Source organism: Marinicella meishanensis, from assembly GCF_019931145.1.
GTDB classification, from domain to species: Bacteria; Pseudomonadota; Gammaproteobacteria; order Xanthomonadales; family Marinicellaceae; genus Marinicella; species Marinicella meishanensis.
In genome coordinates this window covers 22,477-40,140 of sequence record NZ_JAIOUV010000007.1, presented here as the reverse complement: position 1 = coordinate 40,140, position 17,664 = coordinate 22,477, and the positions used below count along the sequence as shown (strand labels likewise).

At 51.5% G+C, this 17,664-nt stretch carries 16 protein-coding genes; 12 read left to right on the top strand and 4 right to left on the bottom strand.

Annotated elements, in window-relative coordinates; all coding sequences use genetic code 11:
- Positions 1-44 precede the first annotated feature (44 nt).
- From rpoE to recO, 10 genes are all read left to right on the top strand, one after another.
- Positions 45-650, top strand: a complete 606-nt coding sequence (rpoE, locus tag K7G70_RS12525) for an RNA polymerase sigma factor RpoE (protein WP_223788997.1) — start codon at positions 45-47, stop codon at positions 648-650.
- On the top strand, positions 640-1,233 hold the full coding sequence (locus tag K7G70_RS12520; RefSeq protein WP_223788996.1) for a sigma-E factor negative regulatory protein: 594 nt from the start codon (positions 640-642) through the stop codon (positions 1,231-1,233). Before rpoE ends, K7G70_RS12520 begins: the two co-directional genes overlap by 11 nt.
- A gap of 25 nt (positions 1,234-1,258) precedes the next feature.
- Complete coding sequence (locus tag K7G70_RS12515; RefSeq protein ID WP_223788995.1) at positions 1,259-1,738, top strand: SoxR reducing system RseC family protein; 480 nt, start codon at positions 1,259-1,261, stop codon at positions 1,736-1,738.
- 65 nt (positions 1,739-1,803) lie between these two features.
- Positions 1,804-3,162 carry a Do family serine endopeptidase gene (locus K7G70_RS12510; RefSeq protein ID WP_223788994.1) on the top strand — a complete coding sequence of 453 codons (1,359 nt, stop codon included), beginning with the start codon at positions 1,804-1,806 and terminating at the stop codon, positions 3,160-3,162.
- A 114-nt stretch (positions 3,163-3,276) separates the two neighbouring features.
- The gene (lepA, locus tag K7G70_RS12505; protein ID WP_223788993.1) at positions 3,277-5,061 is read left to right on the top strand and encodes a translation elongation factor 4; all 1,785 of its coding nucleotides are present in this window, start codon (positions 3,277-3,279) and stop codon (positions 5,059-5,061) included.
- A gap of 13 nt (positions 5,062-5,074) precedes the next feature.
- Positions 5,075-5,872: a signal peptidase I gene (gene lepB / locus K7G70_RS12500; protein ID WP_223788992.1), complete on the top strand. Its 798-nt coding sequence runs from the start codon at positions 5,075-5,077 to the stop codon at positions 5,870-5,872.
- Between the two features lie 73 nt (positions 5,873-5,945).
- Positions 5,946-6,305 (top strand): DUF4845 domain-containing protein, encoded by a 360-nt coding sequence (locus K7G70_RS12495; protein ID WP_223788991.1) that lies wholly within the window; start codon positions 5,946-5,948, stop codon positions 6,303-6,305.
- Between the two features lie 14 nt (positions 6,306-6,319).
- Positions 6,320-6,979, top strand: coding sequence for a ribonuclease III (gene rnc / locus K7G70_RS12490; protein WP_223788990.1), 660 nt, complete (start codon positions 6,320-6,322; stop codon positions 6,977-6,979).
- Between the two features lie 14 nt (positions 6,980-6,993).
- Positions 6,994-7,914, top strand: coding sequence for a GTPase Era (gene era, locus K7G70_RS12485; RefSeq protein WP_223788989.1), 921 nt, complete (start codon positions 6,994-6,996; stop codon positions 7,912-7,914).
- Positions 7,915-7,928: 14 nt separating this feature from the next.
- Positions 7,929-8,618 (top strand): DNA repair protein RecO, encoded by a 690-nt coding sequence (gene recO, locus K7G70_RS12480; RefSeq protein WP_223788988.1) that lies wholly within the window; start codon positions 7,929-7,931, stop codon positions 8,616-8,618.
- On the opposite strand, the gene K7G70_RS12475 is transcribed toward recO, so the two are convergent.
- A complete protein-coding gene (locus K7G70_RS12475; protein ID WP_223788987.1) occupies positions 8,607-10,010 on the bottom strand; it encodes a M12 family metallo-peptidase in 1,404 nt (467 codons plus the stop codon). The two genes, recO and K7G70_RS12475, sit on opposite strands and share 12 nt — an antisense overlap.
- A 204-nt stretch (positions 10,011-10,214) precedes the next feature.
- On the opposite strand from K7G70_RS12475, the gene K7G70_RS12470 reads away from it, so the two are divergent.
- Positions 10,215-12,107, top strand: coding sequence for an acetyl/propionyl/methylcrotonyl-CoA carboxylase subunit alpha (locus K7G70_RS12470; protein WP_223788986.1), 1,893 nt, complete (start codon positions 10,215-10,217; stop codon positions 12,105-12,107).
- A gap of 2 nt (positions 12,108-12,109) precedes the next feature.
- Entirely contained in the window at positions 12,110-13,000 is an 891-nt protein-coding gene (locus tag K7G70_RS12465; protein WP_488801383.1) for a hydroxymethylglutaryl-CoA lyase, read from the top strand.
- A 13-nt stretch (positions 13,001-13,013) separates the two neighbouring features.
- On the opposite strand, the gene K7G70_RS12460 is transcribed toward K7G70_RS12465, so the two are convergent.
- From K7G70_RS12460 to K7G70_RS12450, 3 genes are all read right to left on the bottom strand, one after another.
- Positions 13,014-13,544 (bottom strand): hypothetical protein, encoded by a 531-nt coding sequence (locus K7G70_RS12460; protein WP_223788984.1) that lies wholly within the window; start codon positions 13,542-13,544, stop codon positions 13,014-13,016.
- Between the two features lie 143 nt (positions 13,545-13,687).
- Positions 13,688-15,352, bottom strand: a complete 1,665-nt coding sequence (locus K7G70_RS12455; protein ID WP_223788983.1) for a vWA domain-containing protein — start codon at positions 15,350-15,352, stop codon at positions 13,688-13,690.
- 127 nt (positions 15,353-15,479) lie between these two features.
- A complete protein-coding gene (locus tag K7G70_RS12450) occupies positions 15,480-17,519 on the bottom strand; it encodes a M13 family metallopeptidase (RefSeq protein ID WP_223788982.1) in 2,040 nt (679 codons plus the stop codon).
- Positions 17,520-17,664 lie beyond the last annotated feature (145 nt).

Here is a 17,664-nt window from a genome sequence, read left to right as displayed (position 1 = left end):
CAGTCCAAGCAGGCAATTAAATGAATTCGAACAATCAGGATAAGATGTCAGAAAAAACATTGGATGCAGAGCTGGTCGAGCAAGCCAAACAAGGAAAAATGGCCGCGTTTGAATTGTTGGTCAATCGCTACCAGCAAAAAGTGGCCAATGTGATTGCCAAATTCATCAAAGACCGCCATGAAATACAAGATGTGGCCCAAGAAGTTTTCATCAAAGTGTTTCGGGCGTTGCCCAATTTTCGGGGTGACAGTTCATTCTATACCTGGATTTACCGCATCGCGGTGAACACCTCAAAGAACCACCTGGTGGCCAGATCAAGGCGCATTCAAAACACCCAGGTGGAATTTGAAGAGGCCGAATCTTTCGGCTCAAATGAGGACCAGCGCAGTTTGGACACGCCCGATGCCGTTTATTCCCGGGGCGAATTGGAGCACACCATGGCCAAGGCCATCGCTCAATTGCCTGAAGATTTGAAAACTGCGATTGTACTGCGCGAGGTGGACGGCCTCAGTTATGAGGAAATTGCGGCTGAAATGGACTGTCCGATAGGCACAGTCAGATCCAGAATATTCCGGGCCCGTGATGCCATTGACATGGCTTTGCGACCGTTGTTAGAAGAAGAGAGTGTAAGAAAGCAAAATGTCAGATAAGTCAAAACAAAACATTTCTGAATTGATGGATGGTGAACTGCCCAATGACTGCAGCCGTTTCCTGCTGAAGCGCATGCAATCAGATACCACCTTGCAAGCCAGCTGGAACAGTTACCACATGCTGCGGTCAAGCTTGCAACAAAACAACGACGCACCGTTGATGCACAATTTGGGTGCCCAGGTGGTCAAACAACTGCAACAAGCAGAGCCTGTGATGGTGGAACATAAACCGAATCGATTCAATGGTTGGCTCAAAGCCGTCGCCGGCTCCGCCATTGCCGCTTCGGTGGCTTGGGTCGCGGTGCTGACCTACAACAGCAATGCCATCCCCAACGCCGAACAAGCCAGCCCGGTCTATGCCAAAACGGCTGAACAATTCATCAACCCACCCAATGCCCAGGTGGTGCGGGTGGAACAGCCGATGGGCTATACCCGCTACCCGTCATTGACACCGCAGATCCAACAGTATTTGCAGGAAAGCAATGAGCGACCACAAATTCCGGTGTATTACAATGCCGAATATGCCAACCGCTTGATCATCCAGTCGCAACAACAAAACCGGCAAAACACCGCGGAAGATTGAAGCCAACCTGCATGAAACTCCCAGCATGAATCGAGTCGCCAAGGTGATGGCCTGTGAAGCAGGGACCATCACCTTGAAACTCATCAAAACCGAAAACTGTCAAGGCTGTCCGCTGAATTGCAACCAACCCCTGGTGGATTTGTTCGCCATGCGAAAACACACCTTTGAGCTGTCACTCAAGCACCCCCAGTACCAATTACATGACCCCGAAGGTCTGTTACAACACGCGACTCCAAGCGAACAAGAAGTGCGCCTCGTCATTGATCAACATGATTTGCTGACCTCCAGTGCTTGGCTGTACTTGCTGCCCTTGCTGGTGATGTTGTTGGCTGCCAGTGCCGGTCATTGGGCTGGCCAAATCATGGCTTGGCCGGTGGACCACATGGCCTTGGGTGGCTTGTTGGTCGGGGTGGCGGCTTGGGCGCTGGTGGTGCGCAGAAAAAATTCCATTAAAGCCTTGAAATTTAGGCCAAAAGTCACGATTTTACCTTTCATCAGCACTTAGTCTGTGATCAGCAGTCTATAGCAAGCAAAATCAACCAAACAATTACCCAAATGAAGGAGTTGAACATGAAAAAAATGATTCCATTGTTGATCTTGTGGTCATTCAGTTTCACGGCGTTGGCGGCAGAGATGACGTTGCCGAATTTCACCGATTTGGCCAAACGCACAGGCCCGGCGGTGGTCAATATTGTGGCCCGTGACAATGCCGAGGAGATCGCCAACGATGAAGGTGATCCGAATAATGACCTGTATCGATTTTTTGGTTTTCCCAACCAACCCCAAAACCGTGACCGGGTTTCTGGTGGTTCTGGCTTCATCATCGATGCCGATGGCACCATCTTGACCAACCGCCATGTGGTGGAAGGGGCCGATAAAATCATTGTGACCTTGATGGATCGGCGTGAATTTGAAGCGGAATTGGTCGGTGAGGACGAAGCCAGTGACATCGCGGTGTTGAAAATAGAAGGCCAAGGCTTACCCACGCTCAAATTGGCGATGAATGAGGAAGTGGAAATCGGCGAATGGGTGATGGCCATCGGCTCTCCGTTGAGCTTTGAAAACTCCATCACCAAAGGCATCATCAGTGCCAAAGGCCGACAAATCGGTGCCCAACAATATGTGCCATACATCCAATCTGATGTGCCCATCAATCGCGGAAATTCAGGTGGTCCCTTGATCAACCTGGATGGCGAAGTGGTTGGCATCAACACCTTGATCTTTTCCAACACCGGTGGTTATATGGGCTTGTCCTTTTCGGTGCCCATAGATGTGGCCATGAACGTGGCCAATCAGCTGCAAAAAAACGGCGTGGTCAAGCGCGGCTTGTTGGGTGTTGGCATCGACAATGTGAACCAAGCCATGGCCGATTATTTGGGTATGGACAAACCCATGGGTGCCTTGGTCAACCAAGTTTCTCCAGGCAGTGCCGCGGCCAAAGCCGGGGTTGAAGTGGGTGATGTGATTGTTCGCTTCAATGGCAAATCCATTCCCACCCGCCAGTCATTGCCACCGGTGGTGGGTACGGTGATGCCTGACACCGAAGTGTCATTACAGGTGTTCAGGGATGGCAAAGTGAAAGACTTAACCGCTGTCTTGGGCGTGTTCAATAACAACCAACAAGCCAATGGCAGCAATGATGAGAACCCCGAAGTGGAAGCGGGCATCGGCTTTTCGGTCAGTAAATTGTCTGAGCAAGACAAGGAACGGGCTGGGGTCGAAACCGGGGTGATCGTCACCGACATCACCGATCGCGATGTGGAGCGGGCCAACTTGCGGGTGGGCGATGTGATCCAACGCATCGGCAAGACCGCTGTGGAGAACTTGTCAGATTTCAGTGACGCCATCGATGAGCTGGACGACGATGAACCCTTGGTGCTGTTGATCAAACGCGGACCCGGTAATACTTTTATAGTGATTGAACGCTGAGCCTGCTTTGGTATAAAATAGCGACAAATCCCATGAATCTCATGGGATTTGTTGTTTTCAGGGGTCTGAGAACAGCCAATCCCGTTCACATTGAAGTTGGTATCATTGTCATCCATGAAGAACATTCGAAATTTTTCGATCATTGCTCACATCGACCACGGTAAATCAACCCTGGCAGATCGCTTCATCCAGATCTGTGGTGGTTTGTCCGAGCGAGAGATGAACCAACAAGTCTTGGACAGCATGGACATTGAACGGGAGCGGGGCATCACCATCAAATCCCAAGCCGTGAGTCTGCAGTATGTCTCACAATCGGGTGAAACCTACCAATACAATCTGATTGACACCCCAGGCCATGTCGACTTCTCCTACGAAGTGTCGCGATCACTGGCGGCCTGTGAAGGGGCTCTGTTGGTGGTGGATGCGGCACAGGGCGTGGAGGCCCAATCGGTGGCCAACTGTTATACCGCCATCGAAATGGGCTTGGAAGTGATTCCAGTGATCAACAAAATCGACCTGCCTTCTGCCGATGTCGAGCGGGTGAAACAAGAAATTGAAGAAATCATAGGCATCGACGCCAGTGACGCCTTGTTGGTCTCGGCCAAGACCGGACAAGGCATCGAGTCGGTGCTGGAAGCCATAGCGGACTTGATTCCGGCACCTAAAGGCTCGTCTGAAGCCCCATTGCAAGCCTCCATCATTGACTCTTGGTTTGATAATTACTTGGGTGTGGTGTCCTTGATCCGGGTGTTCAATGGTGAACTGAAAGTCAAAGACAAAGTTCAGATCATGTCGCTGAAAAGTGAACAGCAGGTCGATGGTCTGGGTAAGTTCACCCCCAAGCGCACCCCTGGAACGGGTCTCAAATGTGGAGAAGTCGGCTATTTAACGGCATCCATCAAAGACGTGCACGGGGCGCCAGTGGGCGACACGATCACCTTGACCCAAAATCCTGCCAGTGAGCCTCTGGCGGGCTTCATGGAGTCGCAGCCGCGGGTCTTTGCTGGTTTGTTTCCTACCGCTGCCGATGACTATCAAGACTTGCGTGAATCATTGGAAAAATTGCGTTTGAATGATGCCTCGCTGACCTTTGAGCCCGAAACCTCTTCGGCCCTGGGCTTTGGTTTTCGGTGTGGCTTTTTGGGCATGTTGCACATGGAAGTCATTCAGGAGCGCATCGAACGGGAGTTTGACATCGATTTGGTGACCACCGCACCCACGGTGGTTTACGAAATGGTTGATAAGACCGGCGCAACGGTGATGTTGGACAACCCCGCTGACCTGCCAGCCATGTTCGATGAAATCCGTGAGCCCATCATCACCGCCAACATCCTGTTGCCACAAGATTATGTGGGACCGGTGATCAGTTTGTGCATCGAAAAGCGCGGGGTACAAAAAAACATGCAATACCTCGGCAATCAAGTGCAGTTGAGCTTTGATTTGCCATTGAGTGAAGTGGTGTTGGACTTTTTTGATCGACTCAAGTCAGTCAGCCGGGGCTATGCCTCATTTGAATATGAGTTCAGCCATTACCAAGCCGGTCCCTTCATCCGCCTGGATGTGTTGATCAACGGCGACCGGGTTGATGCTTTGTCGATCCTGACCCACCGGGAAAATGCCCAACGCCGTGGCCGGGACTTGACCGAGCGACTCAAAGAGCTGATCCCACGACAAATGTTCGATGTGGCCATTCAGGCTGCCATCGGCTCACAAATCATTGCGCGCACCACAGTCAAAGCGTTGCGCAAAAACGTCACCGCCAAATGTTACGGCGGCGATGCCACCCGTAAAAAGAAACTATTGGAAAAACAAAAAGCCGGTAAAAAACGCATGAAACAAATCGGCCGGGTGGAAGTGCCGCAAGAAGCTTTCTTGGCGGTGTTGAAGGTAGACAATTAGAGGACCAGACCCTGTGAATGAAATACACTTTGATTTTGAAGCATTTTTGACCCTGGCCAGCCTGATCACTTTTGTGATGTGGCTGATCGGAAAATTCAAATACAAAGGCCAAGAGCCGGAACACAAAACCATCATGTCCCACATCCTGTCATTTGGTTATTCTTTTTTTCCGGTGTTCTTCTTCGTGTTGCTGGTTCGCACTTTCGTGTTTGAGCCATTCAGAATCCCTTCGGGATCCATGATGCCGACCTTATTGACCGGTGACTTCATTTACGTCAACAAATTTTCGTACGGCTTAAAAATGCCCGTCACCCATGACACCATCATTGAAGTGGGTCACCCAGAGCGGGGAGACGTGGTGGTGTTCAGATATCCTCCGGATCAAAGCGATGATTACATCAAGCGGGTGGTGGGACTGCCAGGTGATGAATTGTTTTATGACACCAAGAAAAAGATGCTGTACATCAACGGTGAGGCAGTGAAACAAGAGGTTAATGGACAGTATGAAGGGTTTTTGGACCGCAATGGTGAACGCAGAAGCAACATTGAAAAAACCGAATTTCTGACTGAAGAAGGCCATCAAATGCTGACCATCAATGGTCGCTACAACCCATTCATTCACACCAATGTGGTGGTGCCTCAAGGGCATTACTTTGTGATGGGTGATAATCGAGATAATTCCAAAGACAGCCGCGAGTGGGGCTTTGTGCCAGAACGGAATTTGGTCGGAAAGGCGCAATTCATCTGGATGCACTGGCGCATCCCTCACTTTTTTGAAGGCTTGAAGCGCATCGGTACCAAGATCATTTGACAATGAATGGCCGTGTCCTGATAATAATTGAATGATTAGATATCAAATTCAGCGAAATAACCGAGGTAAAACCATGAAATCATTGAAAAAAGCCAAAGGGATCACATTGATTGGATTTGTGTTTGTGTTGGGCGTACTGGGCTTTTTCCTGTACGCAGGGATGCAAATTGGGCCGGTTTATATGGATCACATGTCGGTGGTCAAAGCCATGAAAACCGTGGCCAATGAAGGCGCCGCCAACCTGTCACCCGGTGAAATCAAAAACCGCATCAGCAAATTGCTGTACGTGAGTTATGTGGATCAGGTCAAAGCCGAAGACTTCAAGGTGGTCCGTGGCAATGGCCGTGAATTGCGGGTCAAATACGAGGTGGAAAAAGAATTTCTCGGTAATTTGTCCTTCAAAATCAAGTTCGAAGAAAGCGTGACTCTTTAAGCTGACGATTCGTTTTGAACATATTGGGCCAAAAAGTCACTTGGCATGACACCCGTTGGATCAATCAGGCCCTGACCCACCGCAGTGCGGGAAAGAACAACAACGAACGCCTGGAGTTTTTGGGTGATTCGGTGTTGTCATTGGTGATCTCAGACTTCTTATTCCAAACCTTCGAACAACTTTCCGAAGGTGAACTGTCTCGTTTGCGTTCGCAATTGGTCAAAGGCAAAACCTTGGCGGCGATTGCACGCCATTACCAATTGGGGCCACAAATCAAACTGGGGGCCGGTGAAATCAAATCGGGCGGGGTGAACAAATCCTCGGTGCTGGCCGATGCCGTTGAAGCGGTGTTCGGTGCGGTGTTGATGGACCAAGGCTTTGCCCAAGCCAAACAATTCATTGAAGCGGTGATGCAGCCGTGGTTGCAAGACATCGATCCCCAAATCATCAAAAAAGACCCCAAATCTGAACTGCAGGAAAGGCTGCAACAGCGGGGCCTGCAACTGCCCAGTTATCGATTGCTGGAAGCCGCTGAGACCGAACAGGAAATTCGCTTCAAAGTCAGTTGTCAGGTGGCCGAATTGGATTTAAAAATTGAGTCGACCGGCAGTTCCATCAAAAAAGCCGAACAGTCGGCAGCCAACAAAGCCATTGAATGGCTCGAAGCCCAATGAGCGACGCCGATACCATGGATCACCCAGACTCCAAGCAGTCTTATAAATCCGGCTATGTGGCGGTGATTGGCCGCCCCAATGTGGGCAAGTCCACCTTCATCAATCAAGTGCTGCAACAAAAACTGTCCATTGTCTCGCACAAGCCACAAACCACCCGCCATCAAATCTTGGCCATACACAGCACCGCAGCCGCGCAAATGGTGTTCATTGACACGCCAGGCATTCACAACCAAAAAGGCACCGCCCTGAACAAACACTTGAACCAAACCGCCCAGTCTTCATCGCATGGGGTGGACGTGGTGTTGTTTTTGGTGGAAGCTTTGAAGTGGACCGATGAAGACCGCCGGGCCGCCAAAGTCATGCAGCAGTCGTCGGCCAAAAAAATTCTGGTGATCAACAAGATCGATAAAGTAAAACACAAAGAACAGCTGATGCCATTTGTTGAACGCCTGGTTGGGGAACACCATTTTGATCAAATTCATTACATCAGCGCCTTAAAAAACAAACACTTGGAGCCCTTGCTCAAGGTGATATATGATTACCTGCCGGTTGGCGAACCGATTTTTGATGAAGACCAGATTTCTGATCGATCGACCCGATTTTTCATCACGGAGTTGATCCGTGAACAACTGATGGAGCGGTTCCATCAAGAGTTGCCATACAGCGTGACGGTCAACATCGAAGCGTATGAAATCAAAGGACGGATGCATCACATCCATGCCAACATCTGGGTCGAGCGCAACAACCAAAAACGCATCATCATCGGCACCCAAGGTGATGCCATCAAGCAAATTGGCATCAAAGCCAGACAAGCCATCGAACAGTTCATCGAAGCCAAGGTCAATCTCAAATTGTGGGTCAAGGTCAAATCATCTTGGACCGACGACATCAAGGCCATTGAAGCCTTGGGTTACACCGATGAGTTCAAAGACTGAATCGCCCCGGGATTATGCTGCATGACCGGGCCTACGTGCTGCACAAGAAACCCTATAAGGACAGCAGCGAATTGATCAAAATTTTCAGCCAACACCACGGTGTGGTTGATGTGTTGGGCAAAGGCAGCCGCGGCCCCAAATCCAAATTCAAAGGCCAATTGCAGCCATTCATCGAATGTGAGGTCAGTTTCACCGGTCGATCCGCATTGCAGACCTTGGTCTCGGCTGAACAGCCGGGGGCGCCGTTCAAAACCGGCTATACCAACCACGTGGCCATGTTGTATTGCAACGAACTGCTGTTGTTGTCCAATTACCACGACGAGGCCAATCAAGCCATTTATCACTGTTATGCTCAGACCATTGATGGTTTGAAAAGTGCCACCAGCGTGGCCTTGCTGCTGCGTCGTTTTGAGTGGCAATTGTACTGTGCCATGGGTTACGAGCTGACCCTGCCTCAAGGTGCAAAAGACCAGGATCACTTGGCTTTTGATTCCATCAACGGCTTGGGCATCAAACCGCAGTCAGACCAATGCACGGTGGCGGTGTTCCGGCTGTTTACCCAAGGGGCTGACTTGTCCGCAGAGCAACTCAAGCCCTTGAATCGCCTGATGCGGGGGGTGATCAATCACTTGGTTCATGGCAAAACCATTCAAAGCCGGGCATTGCTCAAAGCCCGGCCAGCTGAACGGCCCTCAGTCAAATGAGTTGGCAAAAATCAAATCCGCGCTCAACGGCTCAATGCACGAAGGGAAATTACTGACGATGCGGGTATCCAACAGGGTGATTACCGTCGGATGGAACTCATCGTCATTCAAACCACAATCCGCGCCATTGGGCGCGCCAAAGTGACAATAGCTCATGATGGTGCCAGCACTGCCACCAGGGCAAGACACAGCGCCGCCGTAACAACCGCCTTCGCCGTTGAAGCATTGGTCCACAGCAGGCACATAACAATGGGTGTGTGGTGAACCCATGTTATGGCCCAATTCATGACCCACAAACTGAGCGGTGAAGCCGGTTGATAAGCTGGAGCCGATGCGGTTGACGCTGTAACTACCCACCGTCTCGGTGCCACCGGCTTGCAGGAAGCCGTTTTCGCAGTATTGATTGATCCAGGCGATGCCAGAGAAAGAGAAGTTAGCAATATTTTGACCACTGAGTAAAACCACAAAATCGCGACTGATGGCGTCGTTGTTGACCCGCCAGTATTCACCAAAATCATTCAGTGAGTCAAAGATGTCTGAGCGGGTGGGGAAAGGGTCGGCGGCGATGCGCAAATTGACGTTGCCAATCAACAGGCGCAAGGACAAATCACGTTCATAAAACACGTTCATGTCACTGAACAAACCAACAATGTAATTGGTGGCTGTGGTGGTGTTGTTGCCTTTGCCAGCCATCCATTCGTTGTCGGTGTCCACCGCCACCACTGCCTGATAATCAAGCGCCCCGCGAGGACTGGGTGACAAGGTTTGTGACATCAGGTCAACTTGCAAGTCGGCCAAAGGATCACCCGGTTGATCTGCCAGGGCGGTCTGGCATTGTTGGCTGGCCTGATCGGTGGGTACGCCGCTGTCGGTTGGCTGGAAATCGATGCCTTGATGTAAATTACCTGTGATGGCCATGGTCACGCCGGCTTGATTGATCAAGCCCGACACATCCCCATTGTTTGGGTTCACCACCAGGCTGACACCCTGGGCGGTGTCGCCATAGACCAATAAATTGGGTGGTGGTAAGGTCACCGTTCCCTGGTCTGTCAGGGCCGTGATTTTTGCTCCGGGGGCCATGATCTCATAACGCGTCAAGCCAACGGCCTGATGGCTCTTGAGGTGCACGGCATCGGCCACATCCCGTATCACATCGGGAAATGACTGGATGTTGACCGTGGCATCCATGGGGGTGGTTAACAACTGTGAGACCGTGTGTTTGCTGGGCTGCCAACGTTGGGCCACAGCGACACTCCGTTGCTTGGCTTGGACACTGATTTGATGGGTGTTCAAATGAAGAGGCTGTACCGGGTCGGTCTTGGGAGCCGTGTTGGCCGAGACCTGCAGTGACCACAGCAGGCAGTGGATTGAAATCAAAAGACGCAATTTCATGATGACCTCCAGAACAGATTGTCAATTCATCATACCAAATCTGTCGCGGGTGAGCAGCCAAAACCCGCATTATTTTCGCTTGTCATGGATCACGATTGGGTTTGAGCAAAGACCGTCATTGGGGGTGAATATTCGGCGCAAGGCAGGCCGCCAGGCCGGCCTGCTTGATGTATAATGGCTGCCTTTGTTCAGCACTTGCAAACCATGTCCATTGGAAAAATATTGATCGCCAATCGCGGTGAGATCGCCGTCAGAATCATCGCCACATGCCGCCAACTCAACATCAAAACCGTGGCGGTTTTTGCCGACCCTGACCGCCATGCCAAGCACGTGCAAATGGCCGATGAAGCGTGCCATTTGGGCAGCGCAAATTTGGCCGACTCCTATTTGAACATTGACAAGTTGATTGCCGCCGCCAAAATCCATCAAGTCGATGCGGTGCACCCCGGTTATGGGTTCTTGTCGGAACGGGCTGAATTTGCGGAAGCCTTGGCCAAACACAACATCATCTTTATTGGTGCGCCGGCAGAAGCCTTGCGCTTGATGGGTTCGAAATCCGCCGCCAAACAAACCATGCTGCAGGCCGATGTGCCCTGTGTGCCGGGTTATCAAGAGGCCGATCAAAGCACCGACACTTTGCGCCAGGCGGCTGCTGAAATCGGTTATCCGGTGTTGATCAAAGCGGTGGCCGGTGGTGGTGGTAAAGGCATGAAAATCGTGCACCAGGCCAGTGACTTTGATGACCAGTTGAAATCCGCCCAACGCGAAGCCAAAAACGCTTTTGGCGACGATCAGGTTATTTTGGAAAAATACATCACCCAACCCAAGCACATTGAGGTGCAGGTGTTTGCCGATCAACATGGCCACGTGGTGCATTTGTTCGAACGGGATTGTTCGACCCAACGGCGTTATCAAAAAGTCATTGAGGAAGCCCCGGCAGCGGGTTTGAGTGATGCCACCCGCACCGACATGTTGAATGCAGCGGTCAAGGCCACCCAGGCCATTGATTATGTGGGGGCAGGCACCATCGAGTTCATCATGGATGGTGATGACTCGTTTTATTTCATGGAGATGAACACCCGTTTGCAAGTGGAACACCGGGTCAGTGAGTTGATCACTGGGGTGGATCTGGTCGCCTGGCAAATCAAAGTGGCCCAAGGCGAACCGCTGCCGAAAAAACAAACAGAAATTCACGAGTCAGGCCATGCCATCCAAGTGCGCTTGTATGCCGAGGATCCGACCAACAACTACCTGCCTTCAACGGGTCTGTTGGAACGGGTTCAATTGGCGGTGGCTGATCACGTGCTGGTTGATTCGGGCGTCGGTACCGCCGATTCGGTGACCATCCATTATGACCCGATGATCGCCAAACTGGTGGTGTGGGCCAAAAATCGCAAAACCTGCATCAAAAGAATGCAACAAGTGTTGGATGAAAGTGCGGTGTTTGGGGTGAAAACCAACATCGGCTTTTTGTCGCATTTGTTGTCGACCAAAGCCTTCCTCAAACACCAAATTTACACCAATTCATTGGATCAGGGTGAGTTGGCCTACCTGCCAAGCTTGAGCCCTGAAGTGGTCGCCATTTATGCCGATCATCTGTTGTCGACACCAGGCAGCGCACGGGTCTGGGACCGAGCCAACGGCTGGCGCTTACAGGGCAATCAGCCCTTGCAGCTGCAGCTGTTCCACCAAGGCACTGAGCATCATTTCACGGTCACTTGGGAAGACGACGCCTATTTGATCAATGGACAAGACCATTATTTACCGGGTCCCCAAGACCGCTGTCATGTCCACCGCCATCAAGTGCAAGTGGTGCACAACCATTTGCGCCATGAATTCTCTTTGCCTGATTACGAGGCCAAGGCTTCGGTGGCTGATGCCAACGCCATCATCGCGCCGATGCCGGGCAAAATCATTGAATTGAAAGTCAAAGACGGTGATCAGGTGCGTGCCGGTACCACCTTGGTGGTGATGGAAGCGATGAAGATGGAGCTGGAACTCAAAGCCGAGGCCGATGCCACCGTCAAGGCCGTGCATCACCAGGCCAATGATCAGGTTCAGGCGGAGACGGTGTTGGTTGATATGGAGCCGGTGTGATGTTGCCTGAAAGGATAAAACTGGTGGAAGTGTCACCTCGAGACGGCTTGCAAAACGAAGCGCAAACCATTGCCGTGAAAGACAAATTGGCTTTGATCCATGGTTTACAAGCCGCTGGGGTCAAGCACATCGAAGTCACCGGTTTTGTGTCGCCCAAATGGGTGCCTCAATTGGCCGATGCCAGTGCAGTCTGTGCCGGTATCCAGCCAGCTGCTGGGGTGCATTATTCGGCCTTGACCCCAAACCTGAAGGGCTTGGATGCAGCCATCGCGGCGGGAATCAAAGAAGTGGCGGTGTTCACCGCGGCATCAGAAAGCTTCAACCAAAAAAACATCAATTGTTCGATTGATGAATCCTTTGCTCGATTTGCACCGGTGCTGGAAAAAGCGCAAGCCCATGACATGCAGGTGCGGGGTTATGTGTCTTGTGTGTTGGGTTGCCCTTATGAAGGTGAAATCGATCCCAAAGTGGTGGCACAAGTGGCCCATCGCTTACACCAAATGGGCTGTTATGAGGTGTCTTTGGGTGACACCATCGGTACCGGTACGCCGCAAAAAGCCGCCCACATGTTCAGCCTTTGTGCCGAACAGATACCCACCGCACAATTGGCCTTACACTTCCATGACACCTATGGCCAGGCTTTGGCCAACATCCACGCCTGTCTGCCCTTGGGTGCTGCGGTGATCGATGCTTCTGTGGCGGGTTTGGGTGGCTGTCCCTATGCCCGCGGTGCCAGTGGCAACGTCAGCACCGAAAACGTGGTCTATATGCTGCATGGCATGGGCATCGAAACCGGGATTGATTTAGCTCAGTTGATTCAGGTGGGGCAACAGATTTCCAGCGTTTTGGGTCGATCGACCAACAGCCAAGTGGCGCAAGCCTTCAGTGGCTGAGGGCTTGCCTGGTTCACTGGTCGGCATTGACCTCTGCCAGGGCCAGTTGATAAATCATTTCTTCGTAATCGTACTCCGGCCAATTTTCTTGCATATCAGTCAGTAACTGGTCGGCCAGGGCGAAATCACCGCGTTCCAAATAACGCCCAAACTGTTCATATTCCAGGGCCATCAGGGGACTCATGGTGCTGGGGTTGATGGGCCTTTTCTGACCTTTTAACTCATCCAACAAGCGCTGCTGATTGGCCCGCAATGACGCTTCATCAATGGGGCGGCCGGTGATGGATATGTGTCCTTGTTGTTCGATCACTTGTTCCAATTGATCCAATGGCACGGGAGGGGCGGTGGTGGCTGCAGGGGCATCGAGGGTGTGGGCTTGATCGGTGGGGGTGACAGTGGGCTCCACACGCTGCTCCGCTTTATGGGTGTCACTGGGTGTGGTGATCGATGGCTTTGGCCACAGCCACCAAGCCGTGGCGGCGAACAAGCTGAGCAAAGGCAGCCAGATCAGCCATTGATTGGTTTTTTTGGGGGCGTCTTTCATCGATCAAGCTCCATTCAGTGAAGGTGTTCAAGGTCATTGGCCCAATGTGGCATTGAGACCCAAAAGGCCATGAGAAGTTCAATTCCCATGGCCTGGTAGGCCCGGACCCTGGACTTACCTGGGTCCATTGTACTGCTTGGGGATCAGTTGACCAAGCCTTTGGCCAGGGAAACCAACTGGATGAACTCTCCCCGATAACCATAGGCGTCGGGTCCTTTGGCACCGCGGGCCAGGTCCAACACATCGTCATAGGTGAAGGCGTTCAAGTAGGTGCCGTCGCGCAACAATTGACCAAAGGCGGCCACTGAGGCAGCGAATTTGAATTCATTCGAGGCGTCCTCCAATGAGCGGATGTTTTGCTGCATGATGGGCCATTGCAACAATTGACTGCGTTCGGCATCGGGGGCTTTGTACCGAATTTTCAAGAACGCCAATTCATCGCTGTGGGCATCAACCACGGGTTGTTGCTGATAACGCGATTCGCTGAGCCAACCGGTTTGCCCGGCCAACACAATTTCATAGATGGCGGTGACGGTGTGCCCCGCACCGATTTCTCCGGCATCGACCTTGTCATTGGCAAAATCTTCTTCATTCAACTGGCGGTTTTCATAGCCAATCAAGCGGTACTCGCTGACCGCATTGGGATTGAATTCAATTTGAATTTTGACGTCTTTGGCGATGGTGAACAGGGTCGAATTGATTTGGTTGACCAACACCTTGTTGGCTTCTTTGATGGTGTCGATGTAGGCGTAATTGCCGTTGCCAACATCGGCCAGTTGTTCCATCAGATGGTCGTTGTAGTTTCCGGTGCCAAAGCCCAAGGTGGTCAGCGACACCCCTTGTTGCCGCTTGTGCTCGACCAATTCTTTCAATGCTTCAAAGTGGGTGGTGCCCACATTGAAGTCGCCATCAGTGGCGATCAGGATGCGATTGATGCCGTGGTCTTTCTTGTGCTGCTCTGCCAGTTGGTAGGCCAAGTGGATGCCGGCGGCACCGTTGGTCGAACCTCCGGCGGTCAATTGATCCAAGGCCATGGCAATTTTGGCTTGGTTGTTGCCGGGTGTGGGTTCCAACACAACCCCAGCCGCACCGGCATAAACCACGATGCTGACGGTGTCTTCAGCGGTCATTTGGCGGGTCAATAATTTCAGTGATGATTTGAGCAAGCCAATTTTATCGGGACTGTTCATGGACCCGGAAACATCGATCAGGAACACCAAATTGGCCGCCGGTCTTTGTGCCCTCTGTGGTTGGTAGCCCTTGATGCCAATGTGCAACAGGTGGGCCTGTTCATTCCAGGGTGATGGGGCCAACTCGGTGGTGGCCAAAAACGGCTGATCCTGGCGTTCTGGGGTCGCATAGGCATAATCGAAATAATTGATCAATTCTTCCACCCGCACCGCATCTTTGCGGGGTATTTGCCCTTGGTTCAGCATCCTGCGGACATTGGCGTATGAACCGGTGTCGACATCAATACTGAAGGTGGAAATGGGCTGCTTGAACACCGATTGCACCACTTGGTCATCAAAATGGTGGTAATTTTCGCGGTCCAACGGCTGGATCGGTTGGTGAAATAAGTCCGCACTGACGGCCATGGGGGCTTGGCGGCGATGCGGTTCGGCTTTGGCAGCACCTAAGGACTCTTCATGCTTGATGCGGTTGCCGGTGACCGCGATCACACCTGATGACTGGTCGGCTTCTGCTTCAGCGACTGTCCGCGGCTTGGGTTTGACTTCTTGCTGGTCAGGGTTGTGGGCGACACAGGCTGAGAGCAGGGCGGTGAAGATGAGCAAAGTATATCGTTTCATTTGGGGACCTCTGAGTGGATGATACTTGGCTATACGGAGGAGACAGCAAAAGGTTGCAAAAAAATCTCCATGGCAAGAAAAAGGTGGACCGAAGTCCACCTTTTGGGTGTTGCTGAAGCGGGTCTGCTTACCAGATTTTCACCCGTTCTTCCGGTGGTAAGTACATGCCATCACCCGGTTGTACATTGAAAGCCTCATAGAATTCAGGCAGGTTACGCAAAATGCCATTGGCCCTGAACTCAGAAGGTGAATGGGGATCGACATCGATGCGTCGCAACAATTCTTCGTCGCGGTATTTACGCATCCAGACTTGGGCCCAACCCATGAAGAATCGTTGTTCTGGGGTGTAACCATCGATCACGCGGTCATCTTTGTAATTGGCCTTGAAGGCTTTGTAAGCAATGGACAGACCACTCAAGTCGCCGATGTTTTCACCTTGGGTGAATTCACCTTTGACGTGGGTGCCATCAACCACCGTGAAGGCGTCGTATTGTTTAACCAGTTTGTTGGTCAACTGTTCAAAATTGGCCCGGTCTTCATCGGTCCACCAGTTTTTCAAATTGCCGTCACCGTCATATTTAGAACCTTGGTCATCAAAACCGTGGCCCATTTCATGTCCGATCACCGCGCCGATGCCGCCGTAGTTGACGGCCTCATCGGCCACCAAATTAAAGAACGGTGGTTGCAAAATGGCCGCTGGGAAGACGATTTCGTTTTTGGTGGGGTTGTAATAGGCGTTCACCGTTTGTGGGTTCATGCCCCACTCATTGCGGTCAATGGGTTGGCCCAATTTGCTGCGATTGCGGTGGGTGAAAAAGCGGGTGGCTTCTTTCAAGTTGGCCACCAGGTCATCACCGGCAATGTTCAAGTTGCTGTAATCACGCCACACATCGGGGTAGCCGATTTTGGGATCGAACTTGGCCAGTTTGTCCAAGGCTTTCACTTTGGTTTCATCGCCCATCCAATCCAGATCTTTGATGCTTTGGCCATAGGCATCACGCAAGTTTTCAATCAAATCCACCATGCGCTCTTTGGCTTCAGGTGGAAAGTGTTTCTTGACATAAACTTTGCCGACCAATTCGCCGGTCAAGCCGTTGACCAAGTCGACCCCACGTTTCCATCGGGGTTCTTGCTCGGTGGTACCGGTCAATACCGTGCCATAAAAAGCGAAATCTTCTTTTTCAAACGGCTCACTGAGGTAATCAGCCGCGTTGCTCAGCATGTGCCAACGGAAATAATTCTTCCAATCATCAATGCTGTATTTGGCCAACACCTCATTGACGGTGTTCAAATAAGGGGGTTGCATGACCACCAAATGCTCGGGTTGTTCAATCATGGAGTGGGTTAACCACGCATCCCAGTTGACATTGGGCAGTTGCGCAGAAAACTCAGCAAAACTCATCTTGTTGTAGGTCTTGTCCCGATCGCGGTTTTGGATGGGGTTCCATTGACCTTCAGCCAGGTCCTTTTCAATCGCATACACCACATCTTTGGCCGCTGCTGGATTGACCACACCCGCCAAGTCGAACATGTTTTGAATGTGTTGTTGGTATTTGTTGCGGATGTTTTCGGATTTCTCATCGTCTTTGAAATAGTAATCCCGATTGGGTAAACCCAAACCGCCTTGACCCATGTAAACGATGTGTTGGTCCGATTGTTTCTGATCGATGTACACAAACATGCCCAGAGGGGCGGCGCTATATACATCGGCATACCCCATGTACTCACTCAGCTCATCGCGGTTGGAAATGGCGTCAATTTTGGCCATTTCTGCGGCGATGGGTTTCATGCCCAGGGCATTGATTTGATCGGTATCCATGTAACCACGGTAGATGTCGGCAATCTTTTGCTCGGCACTGCCTTGGGCGTTGTCCATGGCCGAGACATCATTGATGATGGCTTTGACCCGTTCGCGGGACTCTTCGGCCAATTTGGTGAACGCACCGTAGTTGGATTTATCGGCCGGTAATTCAAACTCCTTTAACCATTTGCCGTTGATGTGGCGGTAAAAATCGTCTTGTGGCCGGACGCTTTTGTCCATGTTCTCCAGAGAAATACCGGATGCCACGGTGTTGTTGGTATCGGCCGTCGATGTTTGCTTGACGGCATTGGGTTGGCAAGCCACCAATCCCAGCGACAAGCCAGTGATTAACAGGGTCTTTTTCATGTGTCCTCGCGTATGATCATAAAACCGATCCATTGTAGAGAGTTCTGGGCTTTAAAAGATGTGCAGATGGTCATGAAGTGCCGCTGTGGTCACGGGTGACAGGCATGCAGCAGTCTGTGAAACAGCCACCAAGTCCAATGGAAAT

Excerpts from the sequence above, each read along its gene's own strand:
- rpoE (WP_223788997.1), top strand. The coding sequence starts at position 45 with ATGTCAGAAAAAACATTGGATGCAGAGCTGGTCGAGCAAGCCAAACAA.
- K7G70_RS12520 (WP_223788996.1), top strand. The coding sequence starts at position 640 with ATGTCAGATAAGTCAAAACAAAACATTTCTGAATTGATGGATGGTGAA.
- K7G70_RS12515 (WP_223788995.1), top strand. The coding sequence starts at position 1,259 with ATGAATCGAGTCGCCAAGGTGATGGCCTGTGAAGCAGGGACCATCACC.
- K7G70_RS12510 (WP_223788994.1), top strand. The coding sequence starts at position 1,804 with ATGAAAAAAATGATTCCATTGTTGATCTTGTGGTCATTCAGTTTCACG.
- lepA (WP_223788993.1), top strand. The coding sequence starts at position 3,277 with ATGAAGAACATTCGAAATTTTTCGATCATTGCTCACATCGACCACGGT.
- K7G70_RS12495 (WP_223788991.1), top strand. The coding sequence starts at position 5,946 with ATGAAATCATTGAAAAAAGCCAAAGGGATCACATTGATTGGATTTGTG.
- era (WP_223788989.1), top strand. The coding sequence starts at position 6,994 with ATGGATCACCCAGACTCCAAGCAGTCTTATAAATCCGGCTATGTGGCG.
- recO (WP_223788988.1), top strand. The coding sequence starts at position 7,929 with ATGCTGCATGACCGGGCCTACGTGCTGCACAAGAAACCCTATAAGGAC.
- K7G70_RS12475 (WP_223788987.1), bottom strand. The coding sequence starts at position 10,010 with ATGAAATTGCGTCTTTTGATTTCAATCCACTGCCTGCTGTGGTCACTG.
- K7G70_RS12470 (WP_223788986.1), top strand. The coding sequence starts at position 10,215 with ATGTCCATTGGAAAAATATTGATCGCCAATCGCGGTGAGATCGCCGTC.
- K7G70_RS12460 (WP_223788984.1), bottom strand. The coding sequence starts at position 13,544 with ATGAAAGACGCCCCCAAAAAAACCAATCAATGGCTGATCTGGCTGCCT.
- K7G70_RS12455 (WP_223788983.1), bottom strand. The coding sequence starts at position 15,352 with ATGAAACGATATACTTTGCTCATCTTCACCGCCCTGCTCTCAGCCTGT.
- K7G70_RS12450 (WP_223788982.1), bottom strand. The coding sequence starts at position 17,519 with ATGAAAAAGACCCTGTTAATCACTGGCTTGTCGCTGGGATTGGTGGCT.